The 16,274-nt window shown below is 39.7% G+C and carries 16 protein-coding genes; 1 reads left to right on the top strand and 15 read right to left on the bottom strand.

The window, feature by feature from the left end; all coding sequences use genetic code 11:
• Positions 1-4: 4 nt before the first annotated feature.
• The gene (locus tag NBH01_RS03330) at positions 5-1,222 is read left to right on the top strand and encodes a tetratricopeptide repeat protein (protein WP_195740242.1); all 1,218 of its coding nucleotides are present in this window, start codon (positions 5-7) and stop codon (positions 1,220-1,222) included.
• Positions 1,223-1,517: 295 nt separating this feature from the next.
• Here the strand turns inward: NBH01_RS03330 and NBH01_RS03325 are convergent, their stop codons facing one another.
• The 15 genes from NBH01_RS03325 to NBH01_RS03255 all read right to left on the bottom strand — a co-directional run bounded on the left by NBH01_RS03325 (position 1,518) and on the right by NBH01_RS03255 (position 16,263).
• Complete coding sequence (locus tag NBH01_RS03325) at positions 1,518-2,639, bottom strand: universal stress protein (RefSeq protein ID WP_008765729.1); 1,122 nt, start codon at positions 2,637-2,639, stop codon at positions 1,518-1,520.
• Between the two features lie 73 nt (positions 2,640-2,712).
• Positions 2,713-3,003: a hypothetical protein gene (locus tag NBH01_RS03320; RefSeq protein ID WP_008761566.1), complete on the bottom strand. Its 291-nt coding sequence runs from the start codon at positions 3,001-3,003 to the stop codon at positions 2,713-2,715.
• Positions 3,004-3,136: 133 nt separating this feature from the next.
• Positions 3,137-3,970, bottom strand: coding sequence for a tetratricopeptide repeat protein (locus NBH01_RS03315; RefSeq protein WP_250699981.1), 834 nt, complete (start codon positions 3,968-3,970; stop codon positions 3,137-3,139).
• Positions 3,971-3,988: 18 nt separating this feature from the next.
• Positions 3,989-5,815 carry a BatD family protein gene (locus tag NBH01_RS03310; RefSeq protein WP_250699980.1) on the bottom strand — a complete coding sequence of 609 codons (1,827 nt, stop codon included), beginning with the start codon at positions 5,813-5,815 and terminating at the stop codon, positions 3,989-3,991.
• 34 nt (positions 5,816-5,849) lie between these two features.
• Entirely contained in the window at positions 5,850-6,572 is a 723-nt protein-coding gene (locus NBH01_RS03305) for a tetratricopeptide repeat protein (protein WP_172685117.1), read from the bottom strand.
• Between the two features lie 9 nt (positions 6,573-6,581).
• Positions 6,582-7,610 carry a VWA domain-containing protein gene (locus NBH01_RS03300; protein WP_008761569.1) on the bottom strand — a complete coding sequence of 343 codons (1,029 nt, stop codon included), beginning with the start codon at positions 7,608-7,610 and terminating at the stop codon, positions 6,582-6,584.
• A 44-nt stretch (positions 7,611-7,654) separates the two neighbouring features.
• Positions 7,655-8,638 (bottom strand): vWA domain-containing protein, encoded by a 984-nt coding sequence (locus NBH01_RS03295; RefSeq protein WP_008761570.1) that lies wholly within the window; start codon positions 8,636-8,638, stop codon positions 7,655-7,657.
• 44 nt (positions 8,639-8,682) lie between these two features.
• Positions 8,683-9,771, bottom strand: a complete 1,089-nt coding sequence (locus NBH01_RS03290; protein ID WP_234140979.1) for a BatD family protein — start codon at positions 9,769-9,771, stop codon at positions 8,683-8,685.
• Positions 9,771-10,640, bottom strand: coding sequence for a DUF58 domain-containing protein (locus NBH01_RS03285; RefSeq protein ID WP_008761572.1), 870 nt, complete (start codon positions 10,638-10,640; stop codon positions 9,771-9,773). Before NBH01_RS03285 ends, NBH01_RS03290 begins: the two co-directional genes overlap by 1 nt.
• An 87-nt stretch (positions 10,641-10,727) precedes the next feature.
• Positions 10,728-11,723, bottom strand: coding sequence for an AAA family ATPase (locus NBH01_RS03280; protein WP_008761573.1), 996 nt, complete (start codon positions 11,721-11,723; stop codon positions 10,728-10,730).
• Between the two features lie 238 nt (positions 11,724-11,961).
• Positions 11,962-13,416 (bottom strand): HU family DNA-binding protein, encoded by a 1,455-nt coding sequence (locus tag NBH01_RS03275; protein WP_234140980.1) that lies wholly within the window; start codon positions 13,414-13,416, stop codon positions 11,962-11,964.
• Between the two features lie 15 nt (positions 13,417-13,431).
• Complete coding sequence (locus tag NBH01_RS03270; RefSeq protein WP_008761575.1) at positions 13,432-13,704, bottom strand: HU family DNA-binding protein; 273 nt, start codon at positions 13,702-13,704, stop codon at positions 13,432-13,434.
• Positions 13,697-15,007 (bottom strand): 30S ribosomal protein S12 methylthiotransferase RimO, encoded by a 1,311-nt coding sequence (gene rimO, locus NBH01_RS03265; protein ID WP_008765734.1) that lies wholly within the window; start codon positions 15,005-15,007, stop codon positions 13,697-13,699. The genes NBH01_RS03270 and rimO overlap by 8 nt, the downstream gene beginning before the upstream one ends.
• Positions 15,004-15,963, bottom strand: coding sequence for a signal recognition particle-docking protein FtsY (gene ftsY, locus NBH01_RS03260; protein WP_011107516.1), 960 nt, complete (start codon positions 15,961-15,963; stop codon positions 15,004-15,006). Before ftsY ends, rimO begins: the two co-directional genes overlap by 4 nt.
• 141 nt (positions 15,964-16,104) lie before the next feature.
• Positions 16,105-16,263, bottom strand: coding sequence for a DUF4295 domain-containing protein (locus tag NBH01_RS03255; protein ID WP_008761578.1), 159 nt, complete (start codon positions 16,261-16,263; stop codon positions 16,105-16,107).
• Positions 16,264-16,274 lie beyond the last annotated feature (11 nt).

Below are 16,274 nucleotides of genomic sequence, written 5' to 3'. Positions count from 1 at the left end.
AATCATGAAAAGAGTATTATTTTCAATGGTTTTATTGATGGCCGTAAGCTTATCATTCGCTCAAATGAAGAATGTAAAAGAAGCCAAAAGCATTGCCAGTGATGTAAAACCGAATTTTAGTCAAGCTGAAAAGCTGATTAATGAAGCCATTAAGAACCCTGAGACCAAGGATCTTCCTGACACATGGGACGTTGCTGGATTTATTCAGAAACGTTTTATCGAAGAAGAACGTGATAAGAAAGGTGTTCTGAAACAGCCGTTTGACACATTGAAGGCATACAACAGCATTTTAAAAATGTTTGAGTATTATACTAAATGTGATGATCTAGCTCAAGTACCTAATGAAAAAGGTAAAATTAAAAACAAATATAGAAAAGCAAATGCTTCAACTATATTGGTTGAACGTCCTAATTTGATCAACGGTGGTATTCAATTCTTTAACCTTGATAAGAATAAGGAAGCTTTGCAATTCTTTGCAACATATGTAGAATCAGCTTCTTATCCTATGTTGGCAGAGCAAAATTTGGCTAAAACAGATACTCTTTTGGCACAAATTGCATATTACGCAACATTAGCTGCTGACAGAGTAGGAGATAAAGATGCAATTATTAAATATGCTCCTGCTGCTTTGGATGACAAAGATGGCGGTAAGTTTGCAATGCAATTGATGGCAGATGCATATAAAGCTAAAGGTGATACTGCGGCATGGGTTAAATCATTGGAAGAAGGTATTTTAAAATTCCCTGGAAATGATTATTTCTTTGCGAATTTGGTAGATTACTATACTAGCTCTAACCAAGCTTCTAAAGCAATGGAATTTGCTGATAGAATGTTGTCTACTGATGCTAATAACAAGTTGTATCTTTATGTAAAAGCATATCTTTATCATAATATGAAAGAATATGATAATGCTATTGAGTTCTACAAGAAAGCTATTGCTGCAGATCCAGAATACGCAGAGGCATATTCTAATGTAGGATTAGTGTATTTGATGAAGGCTCAGGATTATGCTGATAAAGCTACAACAGATATCAATGATCCGAAATATGCAGAGGCACAAGCTACAGTGAAGAAATTCTATGAAGAAGCTAAGCCATTCTACGAAAAAGCCAGAGCTTTGAAACCTGATCAGAAAGATTTGTGGTTACAGGGGCTCTACCGTGTTTACTATAATCTGAACATGGGGCCTGAATTTGAAGAAATCGATAAGATGATGAAATAATTATATTAAGTCAGTTATTATAAAAGACTATCCCAAAATTTAAATTGGGATAGTCTTTTTTGTTTTTACAAATAAAGAAGCTTGAATGATGATTCTGATTTTTATCAAACTATATAATGATGAATTTCTTTTTGTGAGAAAATAAAAAAGAGGCTATACCAATTCGTTTGGAATGCCTCTTTTGGTTTTAGAGAGAGAAGAGAGAGAAATTAGTTATAAGTATTATCTGTTTTTTCTATTAAACATAATCATCATTATTCCCTAAACGTAAACAGCTTATTTTCGTTCTTTCTCATCATCCGTTAATAACAAGCAATGGCGTATCAGAATGGAAAATCATTTTACGAGCAATGCTCGGGTTAAATAATCGTGCAAATATATTCCTCTTATAGGAAGTTAATGTTATTATATCTATCTGATTATCTTTGATATACTTGTCAAGTCCTTTTAATAGATTATCATTCATTACCACATCATAATGAATTTCAAGCCCGGGATATTGTTTTTGGAAATAGTCTTTGATACCTGCAAGTTTAATTTCATTCCAAGTATCTTTGGATTCAGCCAGATGTATTAATGAGACTGAAAAATGGAAAGATTTCCATGTGTTGAAAAATGCTTCAAAAGCAATCAAGTCTCTCTGATCAAAATTGGTTAAGAAAGCAATACGTTTTACTTCATTGAATTCTTTGAACGGAGTATTTTCCGGAATAGCTAATACTGCTGTGCGGCTTCGATCAATAATTTCAGCTGTTACACTGCCAATTAAGTCAATGTCTTTCTGGCTTTTTCCACGCGTTCCCATAATGATAACCTTAGGACGTTGCTCCTTGGCATATCTTAAAATTTCTTCCTCCGGAATTCCTTCTCGTAAAATACAACTATATTTGATATCCGGAAATTCTCCAGATGCAACTTTTTCCTTAATCTTATCAGATAGTGCGTTGAGATCTGAATGGACCTGCTGGATGATTGTTTTAACAGATTCTTCATCTCCGATCTGATAATTGAATACATCGCCATATGGTAATGACGAAGCGTATATCGGTGTAAAGTAAACATGTAATAGAATCACTTCAGAATTCTCAGTTTTGGCCAAATTAAAGCCAAATTCACACGCTTTCATCGAATAATTGGAGAAGTCGACAGGTATTAAAATTTTGTTCGATTTACTATCTACCTTAGGTGTCTTCTCTCCCACTATACTTTCAGATAACCAGGTAGAACTTTCCGTTATTTTTAATGCACGTGGTAGATCACTTTCTTTAATTCGCAGACGTACTCCTGAAGATACAACAGGTTGTATTTGATTTACGTTATGAATGTATGTTTCTATTCCTTCATTTTCGAGGACATTCTTTAGAATCTGAGCTTTTGTATAAGTCAGAATAGCTAAGGTTACTAATTTATCTTCCATAATAATCTGTTTTTGAAGGTAAACAAATAAGAAATCCCAATTGTTTGGGCAATTGGGATTCTTGTTTTATATTTTAAATTTGCATAGGTTCGGTAGCTTGTTCTTTTTGCATACTCATGTTTATTTCATCTAAAATTTTTAGAGCCCGGTCGAGAACAGTTGTGTCATCCAGCATTACAAGCCCGCCATCCGGACCGGGCTCAAGATGTATTCCGACACTTTTTCCTTCCTTGAAATTGTGGCCTCCGAAGAAGTTGCGCACTGTATCTACGTGCAAACCAAGTTCGTCTGCTATTCTATGCATGCTACCGCTAGGCAATGAATCTTTAATCTTGCGAAGTTCATTAAATGTTATTGTTCTCATGTCTCATAAATTTAATGGTTAATACTATATTGTATTTAATTTTTTATCACGCTATAAACTTAAGCAAAAAAAAAGATAAAACAAATTATTTGCTTATCTTTTTTCCTAAATTCCTAAATTCTGTTTACGAATTTTATATCACTTCAATAGCGGAAGCCGGTACCCATCCTACTTTGCCGTCTTCCAAGCGAATTTCTTTCCATTCTTTCATTGAGTTATCTTTGATACTGACCTTACGTCCCTCATGAAGGATGAACAAACTTGTTCCACTTTCACTCGGAGTGCTGCGAACTGTTACACTAGGATTCATGACGATCGCTTCGCTTCTATTTACTAAACGTTCTTTTTGCTTTGAAGCAAAAAGATTAGAGCATATCACAACGATTAAGAAAACGATACCTGATATAAATCCTGTTTTTTTTAGTATAATCTGCTTGGAGAAAATAAAGAAGTAAAAAGCGATGATAAATAGAATAAAGGAGACAATTCCCCATGTAGCCCATGCGTCTACACTCATACTGTTTATCAAGGCTTTGGTCCATGATACAAAGAAAACTTCCGGAACAGGTTCTACTTTATCTATTGTTTTAGCGCGTGCCACTTCCAGATTGGCACGGATGTCGCTGTTTCCTGGTTTCATAAGCAAAGCACGTTCGTAGTTGAGTACGGCTTTTGCAATTTCTCCAGCTTTGTAGTAACTGTTTCCTAAATTATAGTACACATCCGCAGATTCCCCATTTTTTAATAAGGATTCATATATTTGGATAGCAGTTGCATAATCATCTTTTATATATGCGGAATCTCCTTCGGCTTTTGTTACATCTTCCAATTTCCTATCAGAAAATGTATGTGAACCCGCATGGATAGAATCAGCTTCAGTTATTTGTATAGAATCAATGCTTTGAGTTCCTTGTCCGAAACAAGTGACTGACATTGATAATAATATAAAAAACAATATTTTTTTCATGACACAATCTCTTCTGGGTTAATGTTTTATTGAATTTTCCATTCTGCTTATCACTTCTATTGAAGAAGAATAGACTTTATCCATTGCCTGATTTTCATCACCTGGAGCGAAACGAGCAAATTCACAATCATTCAATGCATTCAGGAATTCTTTAATTAGTTCTTCACTTACTCCATGGTTTCTCAGCTTCTCTTCAATATTGTCTTTCGACAAACGGGAAACCGGAATACTGAGTTTGTCGCTGATATATCCCCACAATGCTTTCAGTACTTCATCATAGAAGGCATCTTTCTTGTTTTCAGAGAGCAACTTACCGGCTAGTTTCATGCGCTTGGTTGCTACCTTATTAGCTTTCTTTGTTTTCATCTTAGCAACATTGGCATTTGCAGCGGCTTGTTTGCGGTAGATGATAAAGAAGATGATGAAGGCTAAAGCAGGAATGATATAGAATAGCCAATAGGTCATTGAGCCATAGAAGAAACTACCCTTAGGTTGGAGAGTAACTTCATTTTGCTTAATGTAACGGATATCTTCACCCAATACTTTCAAGTCTTCTTTATTGGTGAAATTGGCAATCACCTGATCAGCATTTCCTGCACCTTTCTCAACATTGATTACGTAGTCTTCCGTTTTCAACGTTTTGTAAGATTTTGAACGGATATCGAAATAGCTGAAAGATACCCCCGGGATTTTATAATTGCCTGCATGTCTTGGAATAGCCAGATATTCAATGACTTTGTTTCCTGTAAGACCTTCCTGAGTTAATCTGACTTGGTTGTCCACCTTCGGATCATATACTTCAAAGTCATCCGGGAACTTAATTTCCGGATTAGAAATCAGCTTTAGGTTTCCGGTGCCGGAGATTACCAACTTAATGGTGATAGCATCATTAGTTTTCAGCTCCTTGCTATTAATGGAAGAAGAAATGTTGAACTCTCCCACTCCACCTGAAAAGTTTGCAGGTTTACCAGCAGGAAGCGGATTGACATTAATTGCTATTTTAGGAGTAACGATAGATTTCGGTACTTTAACTACATTGCTTCCACCATTGAAAAATGCATCAAAAGGATCGTCAGATTGTACAGCTTTACCTACCGTCATCTGGAACTGTGCCGGTTCTATAAATAACTTACCTGGTTGCTGGGGAAATAATACGAATTGGCGATAGATTGTCGTATTATAGTTACGTCCTTTATAATGCTCCTGTGTCCATCTTGCATTTGCATTCATTTCAATTTCTTGAGAATGAAATCCTTTAAAGTCAGGCAGTTTGGCATTATTCAATTGCAAGTCATGTTCTCTGGTGTATATTTTATAGGTTAAGACAAATGCTTCCTGCTCGTATACATTCGTTTTACTGGCAGTTGCTGTGATAAACAAATCCTGGTTAGATACACTTGTACCGGATGAAGAGCGTGCAGATGAGCTACCGTCATTTTGTCCTCCATTACTAGCTTGGTCTTGTGGCAAAACCTTCACCTTTACGGAGTTTGAAACCATCTGGTTGCCATCAGCTACAATAGAAGCTCCGGGGATTGTATATTCACCGGCAGTATTTGCCATCAATATATAAGTGAATGTAATACTACTTGTAGAGGTGACATTACCATTCATTATCTGTGTACTACTTTGCTGAGAACGGCTTGGCCCCATCAGGACGTCGAATCCTTTGATAGCCGGTGCCTGAAAGTCTTTAACTTTTTGTGTGGTTACTGTATAAGATAGCCTGAATTGATCCCCTACCACCACTACATCGGGAGCGGAAGCAGTGAATGACACCTTATCGGCAAGCGCTTGGGTGCTATATGCTATCAATGCCATCAATATAACAATCAGTTTTTTCATTGCTTATGAAATTTATATCATCAACTTTTTATTATTACCAATCTTTTTCCAGACGACCGCCCTGAATAACTTTCTGTTGTTTCTTCACTTTATCCTGTACGTCTTTCTCATCCTGCATCACAGAATTAAGTAACTGCTCAGCATTTTCCTTTGACATCTGATTATCTTGTTTTTCAGGCTTCGGCGGTTGTTGCTGATCCTTTTGGTCGTCTTTCTTCTGATCGTTCTGTTTATCTTTGTTTTGATCCTGTTTCTGGTCTTGCTTCTGCTGCTGATCTTTATTCTGGTCTTGATTTTGATCTTGATCCTGCTGATTCTGTTGGTCTTTCAACATCTTTTGAGCGAGTGCCAGGTTATACCGTGTTTCATGATCTGCAGGATTGTTGCGCAGCGACATTTTGTAGGCATCCACTGCTTTTGCATAATCTTTACCAGCTTGAAAAAGCACCCCCATATTATGGTAGATGTGTGCCAATTTCATTTTATCCTTTTCTATTTTGCTGGCAGAATCATATTGCTCCATGGCTTCCTGAAACTTTTGTTGTTGTGAGAGCGTATTTCCCAAATTGTACATGGATACAGCAGATTTAGGATTAACTTCCAAAGCCTTGCGATAATTAACTTCTGCATCTACGAATACACTATCATTGAACAGACGATTTCCTTTGCGGATATAGTCACGCTCTGCTTTCTGTGCCGAAACGCCGGCAGCCGATAACAGAAAAGCAGCGAACAGGATATATTTCATTTTTAACATACGCATAGCTTACTTCTTATTAGAGAAAAGATGAACGTTTTTGAATAATGGATTCTTACGATCCAAAATTAACATCTCAGCTAGTAACAATAGTAAAATGATCCATGCAATAGCCTGAAACTGTTCGTTGAAATCTGTATATATTTTCGATTCCACATCAGACTTAGCCATCTTACTTATTTCCTGACTGATAGCCTTTTGGGCAGAATTAGAATTATCTACCCGTACATAGATACCCTTTCCGTCTTTGGCTATTTCTTGACACATGCCCTCATTCAGACGGGTTACAATTACATTACCTTCGCGGTCACGACGATAATCATTAGTGCCTTCTACCGGAATAGGAGCACCTTCGGGCATACCCACTCCCAGCACACTAACCTGAATCCCTTTTTCGGCAGCAGCTTTAGCAGCTTCTACAGCGCCACCTTCATGATTTTCACCATCCGTGATGACAATGATAGCACGTCCCACTCCTTCTTGCGGAGTAAAACTGCGGGTTGCCAGGTTAATTGCCTCTCCGATTGCTGTACCCTGCTTGGAAATCAGCGATGGGCTGATAGATTCCAAAAACATTTTGGCGGAAATATAATCGCTCGTGATCGGTAGCTGGGTAAAAGCATCTCCGGCAAATACGATCATACCGACTTTGTCGTTATCTAATTCATCTACCAATCTGGATATTAATCTCTTGGCTTTTTCCAAACGGCTGGGCTGCACATCCTGTGCCAGCATAGAATTGGATATATCCAGAGCTATAATCACTTCCACTCCTTTACGTTTCACCGTTTCCTGCTTGGAACCGAATTGCGGGCGAGCCAGCAATACTGAGAATAAGCCGATAGCGGCAAAGATGAGCCAGAATTTCACATCCGGTCGATATTTAGATACATCCGGCATTAATTGCGCTAACAATTCCGGATCTCCAAAACGCCGGATATTTCTCCGTCTCCTGTAATTGGAATACAAGTAGAAAGCTGCTAAAAACGGTAGTAGCAGCAATAAATATAAATATGCAGGTTCTTCAAATCGAAACATCTTCTTCCTATTTTACGTTACAAATCACGATTGACGAAACATTCCTACGGAATTTTCTTGAGTATTGAATTACGCAATAAAACTTCCAGTAGTACGCAAAGGAAAGCAGCCAGTGCAAACCAGCGATAGTCTTCTTCCCGTTTGCTATACTCTTTTACATTCAATTTTGTTTTCTCCAACTTGTCAATTTCTTCATATACCTCTTTCAGTTTCGAGTTGCTCGTAGCTCTGAAATAGTTACCATCGGTAGTACCGGCAATCTGAGTCAGTGTTTTCTCATCGATTTCCACCGGCATATTGATATACTGTACTGTATTACCGACCGGATAAGGATATGGAGCCATACCATTCGTGCCCACTCCGATAGTATACACACGGATACCGAAACTTTTGGCAATCTCAGCGGCTGTCAATGGCGAAATATCTCCTTTATTATTGGTACCATCCGTCAATAAGATGATAACTTTTGATTTCGCTTTACTGTCTTTCAGGCGAGTTACAGCATTTGCAACTCCCATACCAACAGCTGTACCATCTTCAATAAGACCACATTTGATATTATGAATCATATCCAGCAATACGGCATGGTCCACAGTCAGCGGGCATTGAGTGAATGTTTCTCCGGCAAACAGAGTGATACCAATATTATCATTCGGGCGTCCGTTAATAAATTCGGCAGCTACATCTTTGGCTGCTTCCAGTCTGTTTGGCTTCAAGTCTTCCGCCAGCATACTGGTAGACACGTCGATAGCCAGCATAATATCAATTCCCTCTATTTCGCTGTTTTGCCACTTATTAGTGCTTTGCGGACGCGCTAATACCACAATAATCAAAGCCAATGCAATGACGCGCAGTATAAATGGAGCATGTAGCAAATAATTCTTATAACTTTTAGGAGTATGTGCGTATACCCGTGCATCCGAAATCTGAAGGGTAGCTTCAGTTTTCTTTCGCTTCAAGATATACCATACAATATAAGGTATAAGCAATAATAGCAAAAACAGATATTCAATATTGGCAAAAACCATTTTATTTTCGATTTAACAGTTTACTATTTAGTATTCACACCACATTATGCAAAGAGATCATAAAGCTGCATACCTATATATACAAAAGTACCTATTAATGCTGCTGACAAGAATACAATACCGCAGATTAATAATATTTTGGTACGCAGAGAACGTTTCTCGATAATTGTGATTTCCGTTGGTTGCGGTTTCTGATTCTCCTCTTCCGGTTGCTTTGTTTCGTTGATAAAGTCGATTGCATTAATCAAATTCGCATCATTTTCATTCATTTGCGGATCATGCTTGGCAAATTTTACTAAATCAGCTGTCTGGAAGAGTTCCTTCAAATCTGATATTGCCTCTTTATCATTCATTTCCAATAACTTATCGATAATTTCAGAAGAAGTCATCTCTAGTGCATTGAATCCGAAACGATCTTTAATATAAGTACGAAGGGTATCTGTCAATTCCGTATAATATGCCTTCGGCTGTCCTTTCTGCCATACTTTCTCATTCTTGATACGTTCGATCTCCTTCATAGCAGCCTGATGTGGCGGCAACTTAGGTTCTACTTTTATCTTGCGGATAATCGGTTTGTTATCACGTATACGAATGATCAGATAGATCAATAAGCCGAGTAAAGGCAATGCAAGGAATGAGCAACCGATCAGCCCATACCAGTCTTCCCATGCGAAAGGTGCTTTCATCACCGTTTTCTGTCCGAAGAACTGGTCCGGATGCAATGTGTCAACTGGCATCGAATATACTTTCAATGCCAAAGCTTTCGATCTATATTCTTTGCCATCCACTGTGACGGGCATTGGCGGAAGATAATAGAGAGCTGAGTCAAACGAGGTAACGATGTATTCCTGAGTAATCAGCATTCGTTGGTGATCATTCAGAAATTGTGTATCCGGTTTGACGGTTTCTATAATTTCTACCCCACGCACCAGCGTATCGGTATAAGCAGGAAAGACAGCACGTTGTTTGGCGTCCATCGCTACTTGTAATTGTACTTTCGCCTGTTCGCCAATTAATATCTGCAACGAATCTATCTTGGCTTCCACCGTAACAGACTGTGCCACAGCTCTACCCATAGAAAGCAGACATAACAATGCTATCAGAATAATATTTCTATTCATCTTTGATTCCATTAATTTCGTTTGGCAAATAAATTCAACAATGCCTTTACGTAATCCTGGTCGGTTCTCACAGATACGGAGTCAACATTACTTTTGGTAAATGTGTCGTTCAGTTCGGTCTGTTTGTTTATCCACCAGTCACGGTGTGCCCGGCGTACAGCTTTGGAAGAAGTATCGATCCATTGTTCATGGCCGGTTTCCGCATCTTTTATTCGCATCAGTCCCACCGGAGGAAGATCACTCACTCTCCTATCGTAAACCTGCAATGCCACTACGTCATGCTTTCGGTTGGCAATAGTCAGAGCGTTCTTAAAGTTATCCTGATCGATGAAGTCAGATAGAATAAACGCTGTACAACGTCTTTTCATTACATTGGTCAGATACTCCAATGCGAGACGAATATTGGTACGACGGCTTTCCGGCTGGAAGTCAATCAGTTCGCGGATAATATATAGAATGTGTTTACGTCCCTTCTTAGGAGGAATAAACTTTTCTATCCGGTCTGAAAAGAAGATCACACCAATTTTATCGTTGTTTTGTATAGCAGAAAATGCAAGAGTAGCTGCAATTTCCGTTACCATATCCTTCTTCAGTTGTTTAACCGTACCAAATTCCAAACTTCCGGAAACATCGACCATCAACATCACTGTCAGTTCGCGCTCTTCTTCAAACACCTTCACATAAGGTTTGTTGAATCGTGCCGTCACATTCCAGTCAATGTCGCGTATATCGTCGCCGAACTGATACTCACGGACTTCAGAGAACGACATACCTCTACCTTTGAAAGCCGAATGGTATTGGCCTGCAAAGATATTGTTAGACAGTCCTCGTGTCTTGATTTCAATCTGACGAACTTTTTTTAATATTTCACTTGTTTCCATTTATACAGTAGTTAAAGTAGTAAGTAGTCAGGTAGTTAAGTAAAATACACTTGACTACCTTTTACCGCATTGTAATATTACGGCAGATTAGGGCACTTCAACCTTGTTCAGAATCTTGCTGATGATTTCGTCCGAAGTCATGTTGTTGGCTTCCGCCTCGTATGTCAGTCCGATACGGTGACGAAGAACATCATGCGCAACAGCACGTACATCTTCCGGGATTACATAGCCGCGGCGTTTGATGAAAGCGTATGTGCGGGCAGCCAGTGCCAGATTGATAGAAGCACGAGGTGAACCACCAAATCCGATCATGTCTTTCAGTTCTTTGAGATCGTATTTCTCGGGGAAACGAGTAGCAAATACAATATCTACAATATAACGTTCTATTTTCTCATCCAGATAAACCTGGCGAACCACCTTGCGGGCTTCGATAATTTCTTCCGCTTTCAGGATAGGTTTCACATTGAACTTCTCGCCGTTGATATTCTGACGGATAATCAGTTTTTCTTCTTCCAGCTTCGGATAGTCAATCACTACTTTTAGCATGAAACGGTCTACCTGTGCTTCAGGAAGCGGGTAAGTACCTTCTTGTTCAATCGGGTTCTGAGTAGCCAATACTAAGAAAGGTTCCGGCAGCATGAATGTTTCCTTACCGATAGTAACCTGACGTTCCTGCATGGCTTCCAGCAAGGCACTCTGTACTTTGGCCGGAGCACGGTTTATTTCATCCGCCAATACGAAGTTGGCAAAGATAGGTCCTCTTTGTACTTTGAAAGATTCATCTTTCTGACTGTAAACCATGGTACCAATAACATCGGCCGGCAATAAGTCGGGAGTGAACTGAATACGGCTATATTTCGCATCGATCAGGGAAGCGAGTGTTTTGATAGCCAAAGTTTTTGCCAGACCGGGTACACCTTCTAAAAGAACATGTCCGTCGGAAAGCAATCCGATAAGCAGTGATTCAACCAAATGTTTCTGACCAACAATGATTTGGTCCATACCTGTCGTAAGATTGGTAACGAAAGCACTTTGTCTTTCAATCCGCTCATTCAGTTCGCGGATATCAATTGATTCAGCCATAAATACTTAATATTTTATTATTTAATTCTCATTAATAAGGTGTAAGACTTACCAGTGTGTAAGGCTTCTAAATTTGCTCCCAAAAGTACGCCATATAATTAACGATTGCAACTAATTTTTATTAAAAAACAATGCGAAATCTTTAGATTAAGGTACTTTCATACGCTTTTGTACTTACGTAACATTTCACCCGGCTATACATTGCTGTATGAGCCGGGTGAATGGGTGTTTTTTGTTTTTATTCTTTTGTAAGTTCCGGTATCTCGATTGTCGTACCGTATGGCACGTTATCGGGGTTCTTGATTACTTTCGGGTTATGTTTTACGATGTATGGCCACATGGCTTTTGTACCGTAAAAGCGTAATGAAACTTTCGTTAAAGTCTCTCCTTCTTTAATTGTGTATTTTGTTTTGGTACCGGTTATCTTGTAGGATGCGGAATCCGAATATGCCGAAGCGGCTGGTTGTTGTTGGGCAGGTTTACTTTCTGCTTTGACGGGTTCCGCTGCCGGTTCCTTCTTGACAACAGGTTGCGGTTGGACTACTTCCACCACAGTATCCTTGTGTGCAATTGTATCTGAAAGTTGCGCTTCCGGCTGCACAGGTTGAGTAACTTCCGGCATATCAACCACATTCTTATCAGACGAAGATGAGAACAAATCCGGATAATAAATAAACAGGATAGCTCCTCCGCACAGTAGTAAGACTATAATAATAGTCGCTATTAAATAAGGGATAGCTGATTTTTCCTTTTTATCACTGTCTTTATCAGTATAGGTGGCTTTCGGTTGTTCTATTTCCGGTTGCATTTTGGGAGTTACAGGCTCCATATTTGCTTTATGAAGCTCCTGGGCTATAATTTGCTCTGCGGTAACTTCCGCTTTTTCTGCAATAACCGTTTCCTTTTCTTCTGCCTCCGCTGTTTCAGTCTCCGGTTTCTGCTCTTCTATAATTGTTTCTTCCGATTGCTCCTCAATAGGTTCCTCTGTCGCCGGACTGAAGTCAGGTTCCAAAACAGCTTCCGATTCCTCTACAGACTCTTCTTCTGGGGCTTCCTCAGATACAGATTCCGGTTCAGTTTCCACTTCCGGCAATTCTTCGGCTTCAGGTTCTTCTGTTGCAACTGGTTCCGTCTCCGTTTCAGTTTGACTGGTTTCATTCGCGTCAGTCTCAGGAACTTCAGCCACAGCTACTTCTTCAGCAGTCGGCTGCTCTTCGATTACAGGTTCTTCCGGTTGTATTTCTTTCTGAATATCTCCATCGACATTTTCATTTCCTGCTATTTCGGAGTCGATCATTTCGGTCTCAGTATCAGAAACCGCACCTTCCTCCTCATCGGATTCTTCCATCGGGGTATCTTCCAATACCGTACCTTCATTTAATACTACCGTTTCAAAATGTGCAAAAGGCTTATTTATCGTATCTCTCAGATTGGTGTCCGGAGTAAACGATACTTTGGTATGGCCTTTTATCTGAAAACGTTCCCCTGTGTTGACATTAACACTTTCCCGGCTATCCACATCCACAAGTTTGAAAGTCCCCAATCCTTTGATTTTCACATTCTTCTCATTCTCCAGGGCTTGTTCTATCAAGAGAAAAAACTCTTTGACGAATGCTTCGGCATCCTTCTTGGTCATGCTATGTTTAGCCGCCAATAAGTCGATAAGGTCTTGAATTGTCAGTCTTTCATTCATAATGGGAAATATATATTATTTAAACTTGTCTTTCAGTGTATTGCTGGGTCTGTACGTCAATACCAATTTAGGAGGAACCAGCATACGTTGCTTCGTGGACGGATTGATCGAAATGCGCTCCGCTTTTTTCTTCACTTCAAAAGAACCAAAGCCCTGTATTGCAATCGCATTCCCGTCTTCCAGTTCCTGTGTCATGTCAGACAATAAAGAACTTATCAGTTCAGAAGTGTCTTTGATAGTATACCCCAGTCTGTCTGCCAGTTCCGATGTAAATTCCTTATTATTCATACTTGTTTAATATCTTTGCATATAAATCAAAATCGTCCGCATCGGTTACTTCTACCTGATAGAATTGTCCGACTTCAAGTTCTTCTCTGGAAACACTGATCAATACTTCTGGGTCTACCTCCGGTGAATCAAATTCCGTACGTCCGATATAATAATCTCCCTCGATCCGGTCGATGATGACTTTCATCTGCTGACCAATTTTTGCAGCGCTCAATTCTGCTGAAATACCTTGCTGGATATCCATTAGCTCGTCCAGTCGGGCTTGTTTAACCTCCTGTGGTATAGAGTCTTCATATTGCTGGGCAGCATAAGTACCCTCTTCTTCAGAATAAGCGAAAGCCCCCATCCTGTCGAAACGCGCCTTGCGTACAAATTCTTTCAGCTCTTCAAAGTCTTCTTCCGTTTCTCCGGGATGTCCTACCATCAGCGTAGTGCGCAGATGGATACCCGGTACTTCTTTACGGAACTGTTCGATCAGCTTGTACGTATCTTCTTTGCTTACTTGCCGACGCATCAGTTTCAACATGTTGTCACTGATATGCTGCAAGGCTATATCCATATATTTGCAGACATTATCGCGTTCCCGCATCACCCGAAATAAATCCGTTGGAAAATGTGCCGGATACGCATAATGCAGACGAATCCACTCTACACCCGGAATTTCCGAGATACGTTCGATCAATTCGGGCAGCATTTGCTTTTTATACAGATCGACTCCGTAATACGTCAATTCCTGAGCGATCACCTGAAACTCCTTTACCCCTTGCGATACCAGATACCGGACTTCATCCAGTATTTCTTCCATCGACTTGGATATATGGCGTCCTGTAATAATGGGAATAGCACAATAAGAGCACTTGCGGTCACATCCTTCTGAAATCTTCAGATAAGCATAATGCTTGGGAGTGGTCAAAGTACGCTCAATATACAATTCCTCATGGTACGTTTTTCCCAAGTCCTGCAAGAGTTCTTTCCAGTTGAATTTGCCGTAGAACTTGTCTACCTGTGGTATTTCAATGGCCAGTTCTTGTAAATAACGCTCGGAAAGACAGCCCATTACAAACAGTTTCTTCAAGTCGCCTTCTTCTTTTCTTTCTGCAAATTCCAGAATCATATTGATAGACTCTTCTTTCGCGTCACCGATGAAACCGCAGGTGTTGATTACCGCTATCTCCCCTTCCGGATTTTCTGTATCATGAGTTACGCTGTATCCTGCTTCTTCCAGCTGACGCATCAACTGCTCCGAGTCTACTAAATTTTTAGAACAACCTAAAGTAATAATATCTATTCTCTTTCTTTTCATGCATTCTCTCCAAACAGGGAATCAACAAATTCATTTTTGCGGAAGACTTGCAAATCTTCCATGCCTTCACCCAATCCAATGTATTTTACAGGAATCTTGAACTGGTCGGAGATGCCGATCACTACTCCGCCTTTGGCGGTTCCGTCCAACTTGGTGATAGCCATTGCAGTCACCTCCGTAGCCAATGTAAATTGCTTGGCTTGCTCGAAAGCATTCTGTCCGGTAGAACCATCCAATACCAGCAGGACTTCATCCGGTGCATTGGGTACTACCTTCTTCATGACGTTCTTTATCTTGGTAAGCTCATTCATCAAGCCTACTTTATTGTGTAAGCGGCCGGCCGTATCGATAATCACTACATCCGCATTGTTGGCAACAGCAGAACTCAGTGTATCGAAAGCGACAGATGCAGGGTCCGCACCCATTTTCTGTTTTACAACAGGCACACCTACGCGTTCACCCCAGATCATCAACTGCTCTACGGCAGCTGCACGGAATGTATCGGCGGCACCCAAATAAACAGATTTGCCCGCTTTCTTGAATTGATAAGCTAATTTCCCGATTGTTGTTGTTTTACCTACCCCGTTTACTCCCACTACCATCATTACATAAGGCTTTTTCTTGATAGGTACATCAAAGTCTGCTACGTCATCCGAATTATTCTCGGTCAAAAGGGCAGCAATTTCATCACGCAGTATGTGATTCAACTCTTGAGTATTCACATATTTGTCTGCAGCGGCCCGTTTTTCGATACGTTTGATAATATTCAAAGTTGTCTCTACCCCCACGTCAGATGTGATCAAAACTTCTTCCAGATTATCCAATACTTCGTCGTCTACTTTCGACTTACCAGCCACGGCACGAGCGATTTTACTGAATACGCTCTCTTTGGTTTTAGATAATCCTTTATCTAAAGTTTCCTTCTTTTCCTTTGAAAAAAAACTAAAAAATCCCATATCAACAGTTATTTGTATAATACATTATGCTACAAAGATATAACAAAGGATTGGAAAAGTAAAAAAAAGAAGCAATAAAAAATCCCCTCACTGTTTGCCAATGAGGGGATTTTGTGTTTATAGCGTTTTATGCTATTCTGATTATTTTTTGAAAAAGTCTTGTACTTTTTCGTTTGCAACCATTTGTTCATCAAAAACGTAAGCTCCAGTTTTCGGAGATTTCACCATTTTGATAACCTTGGTGTAAGCACGACCTTCTTTAGAACCTTCGTGCAAACTTGCTACTGTTTTCTTTGCCATGGGTTATACTA

It is taken from the genome of Bacteroides sp. B1-V-101, assembly GCF_023656585.1.
Taxonomy (GTDB): domain Bacteria; phylum Bacteroidota; class Bacteroidia; order Bacteroidales; family Bacteroidaceae; genus Bacteroides; species Bacteroides thetaiotaomicron.
This window is presented reverse-complemented; position numbering and strand designations above follow the sequence as displayed.

What these genes read in the sequence shown, in the direction of transcription:
- NBH01_RS03330 (WP_195740242.1), top strand. Translation starts at nt 5, where the DNA reads ATGAAAAGAGTATTATTTTCAATGGTTTTATTGATGGCCGTAAGCTTA.
- NBH01_RS03325 (WP_008765729.1), bottom strand. Translation starts at nt 2,639, where the DNA reads ATGGAAGATAAATTAGTAACCTTAGCTATTCTGACTTATACAAAAGCT.
- NBH01_RS03320 (WP_008761566.1), bottom strand. Translation starts at nt 3,003, where the DNA reads ATGAGAACAATAACATTTAATGAACTTCGCAAGATTAAAGATTCATTG.
- NBH01_RS03315 (WP_250699981.1), bottom strand. Translation starts at nt 3,970, where the DNA reads ATGAAAAAAATATTGTTTTTTATATTATTATCAATGTCAGTCACTTGT.
- NBH01_RS03310 (WP_250699980.1), bottom strand. Translation starts at nt 5,815, where the DNA reads ATGAAAAAACTGATTGTTATATTGATGGCATTGATAGCATATAGCACC.
- NBH01_RS03305 (WP_172685117.1), bottom strand. Translation starts at nt 6,572, where the DNA reads ATGTTAAAAATGAAATATATCCTGTTCGCTGCTTTTCTGTTATCGGCT.
- NBH01_RS03300 (WP_008761569.1), bottom strand. Translation starts at nt 7,610, where the DNA reads ATGTTTCGATTTGAAGAACCTGCATATTTATATTTATTGCTGCTACTA.
- NBH01_RS03295 (WP_008761570.1), bottom strand. Translation starts at nt 8,638, where the DNA reads ATGGTTTTTGCCAATATTGAATATCTGTTTTTGCTATTATTGCTTATA.
- NBH01_RS03290 (WP_234140979.1), bottom strand. Translation starts at nt 9,771, where the DNA reads ATGGAATCAAAGATGAATAGAAATATTATTCTGATAGCATTGTTATGT.
- NBH01_RS03285 (WP_008761572.1), bottom strand. Translation starts at nt 10,640, where the DNA reads ATGGAAACAAGTGAAATATTAAAAAAAGTTCGTCAGATTGAAATCAAG.
- NBH01_RS03280 (WP_008761573.1), bottom strand. Translation starts at nt 11,723, where the DNA reads ATGGCTGAATCAATTGATATCCGCGAACTGAATGAGCGGATTGAAAGA.
- NBH01_RS03275 (WP_234140980.1), bottom strand. Translation starts at nt 13,416, where the DNA reads ATGAATGAAAGACTGACAATTCAAGACCTTATCGACTTATTGGCGGCT.
- NBH01_RS03270 (WP_008761575.1), bottom strand. Translation starts at nt 13,704, where the DNA reads ATGAATAATAAGGAATTTACATCGGAACTGGCAGACAGACTGGGGTAT.
- rimO (WP_008765734.1), bottom strand. Translation starts at nt 15,007, where the DNA reads ATGAAAAGAAAGAGAATAGATATTATTACTTTAGGTTGTTCTAAAAAT.
- ftsY (WP_011107516.1), bottom strand. Translation starts at nt 15,963, where the DNA reads ATGGGATTTTTTAGTTTTTTTTCAAAGGAAAAGAAGGAAACTTTAGAT.
- NBH01_RS03255 (WP_008761578.1), bottom strand. Translation starts at nt 16,263, where the DNA reads ATGGCAAAGAAAACAGTAGCAAGTTTGCACGAAGGTTCTAAAGAAGGT.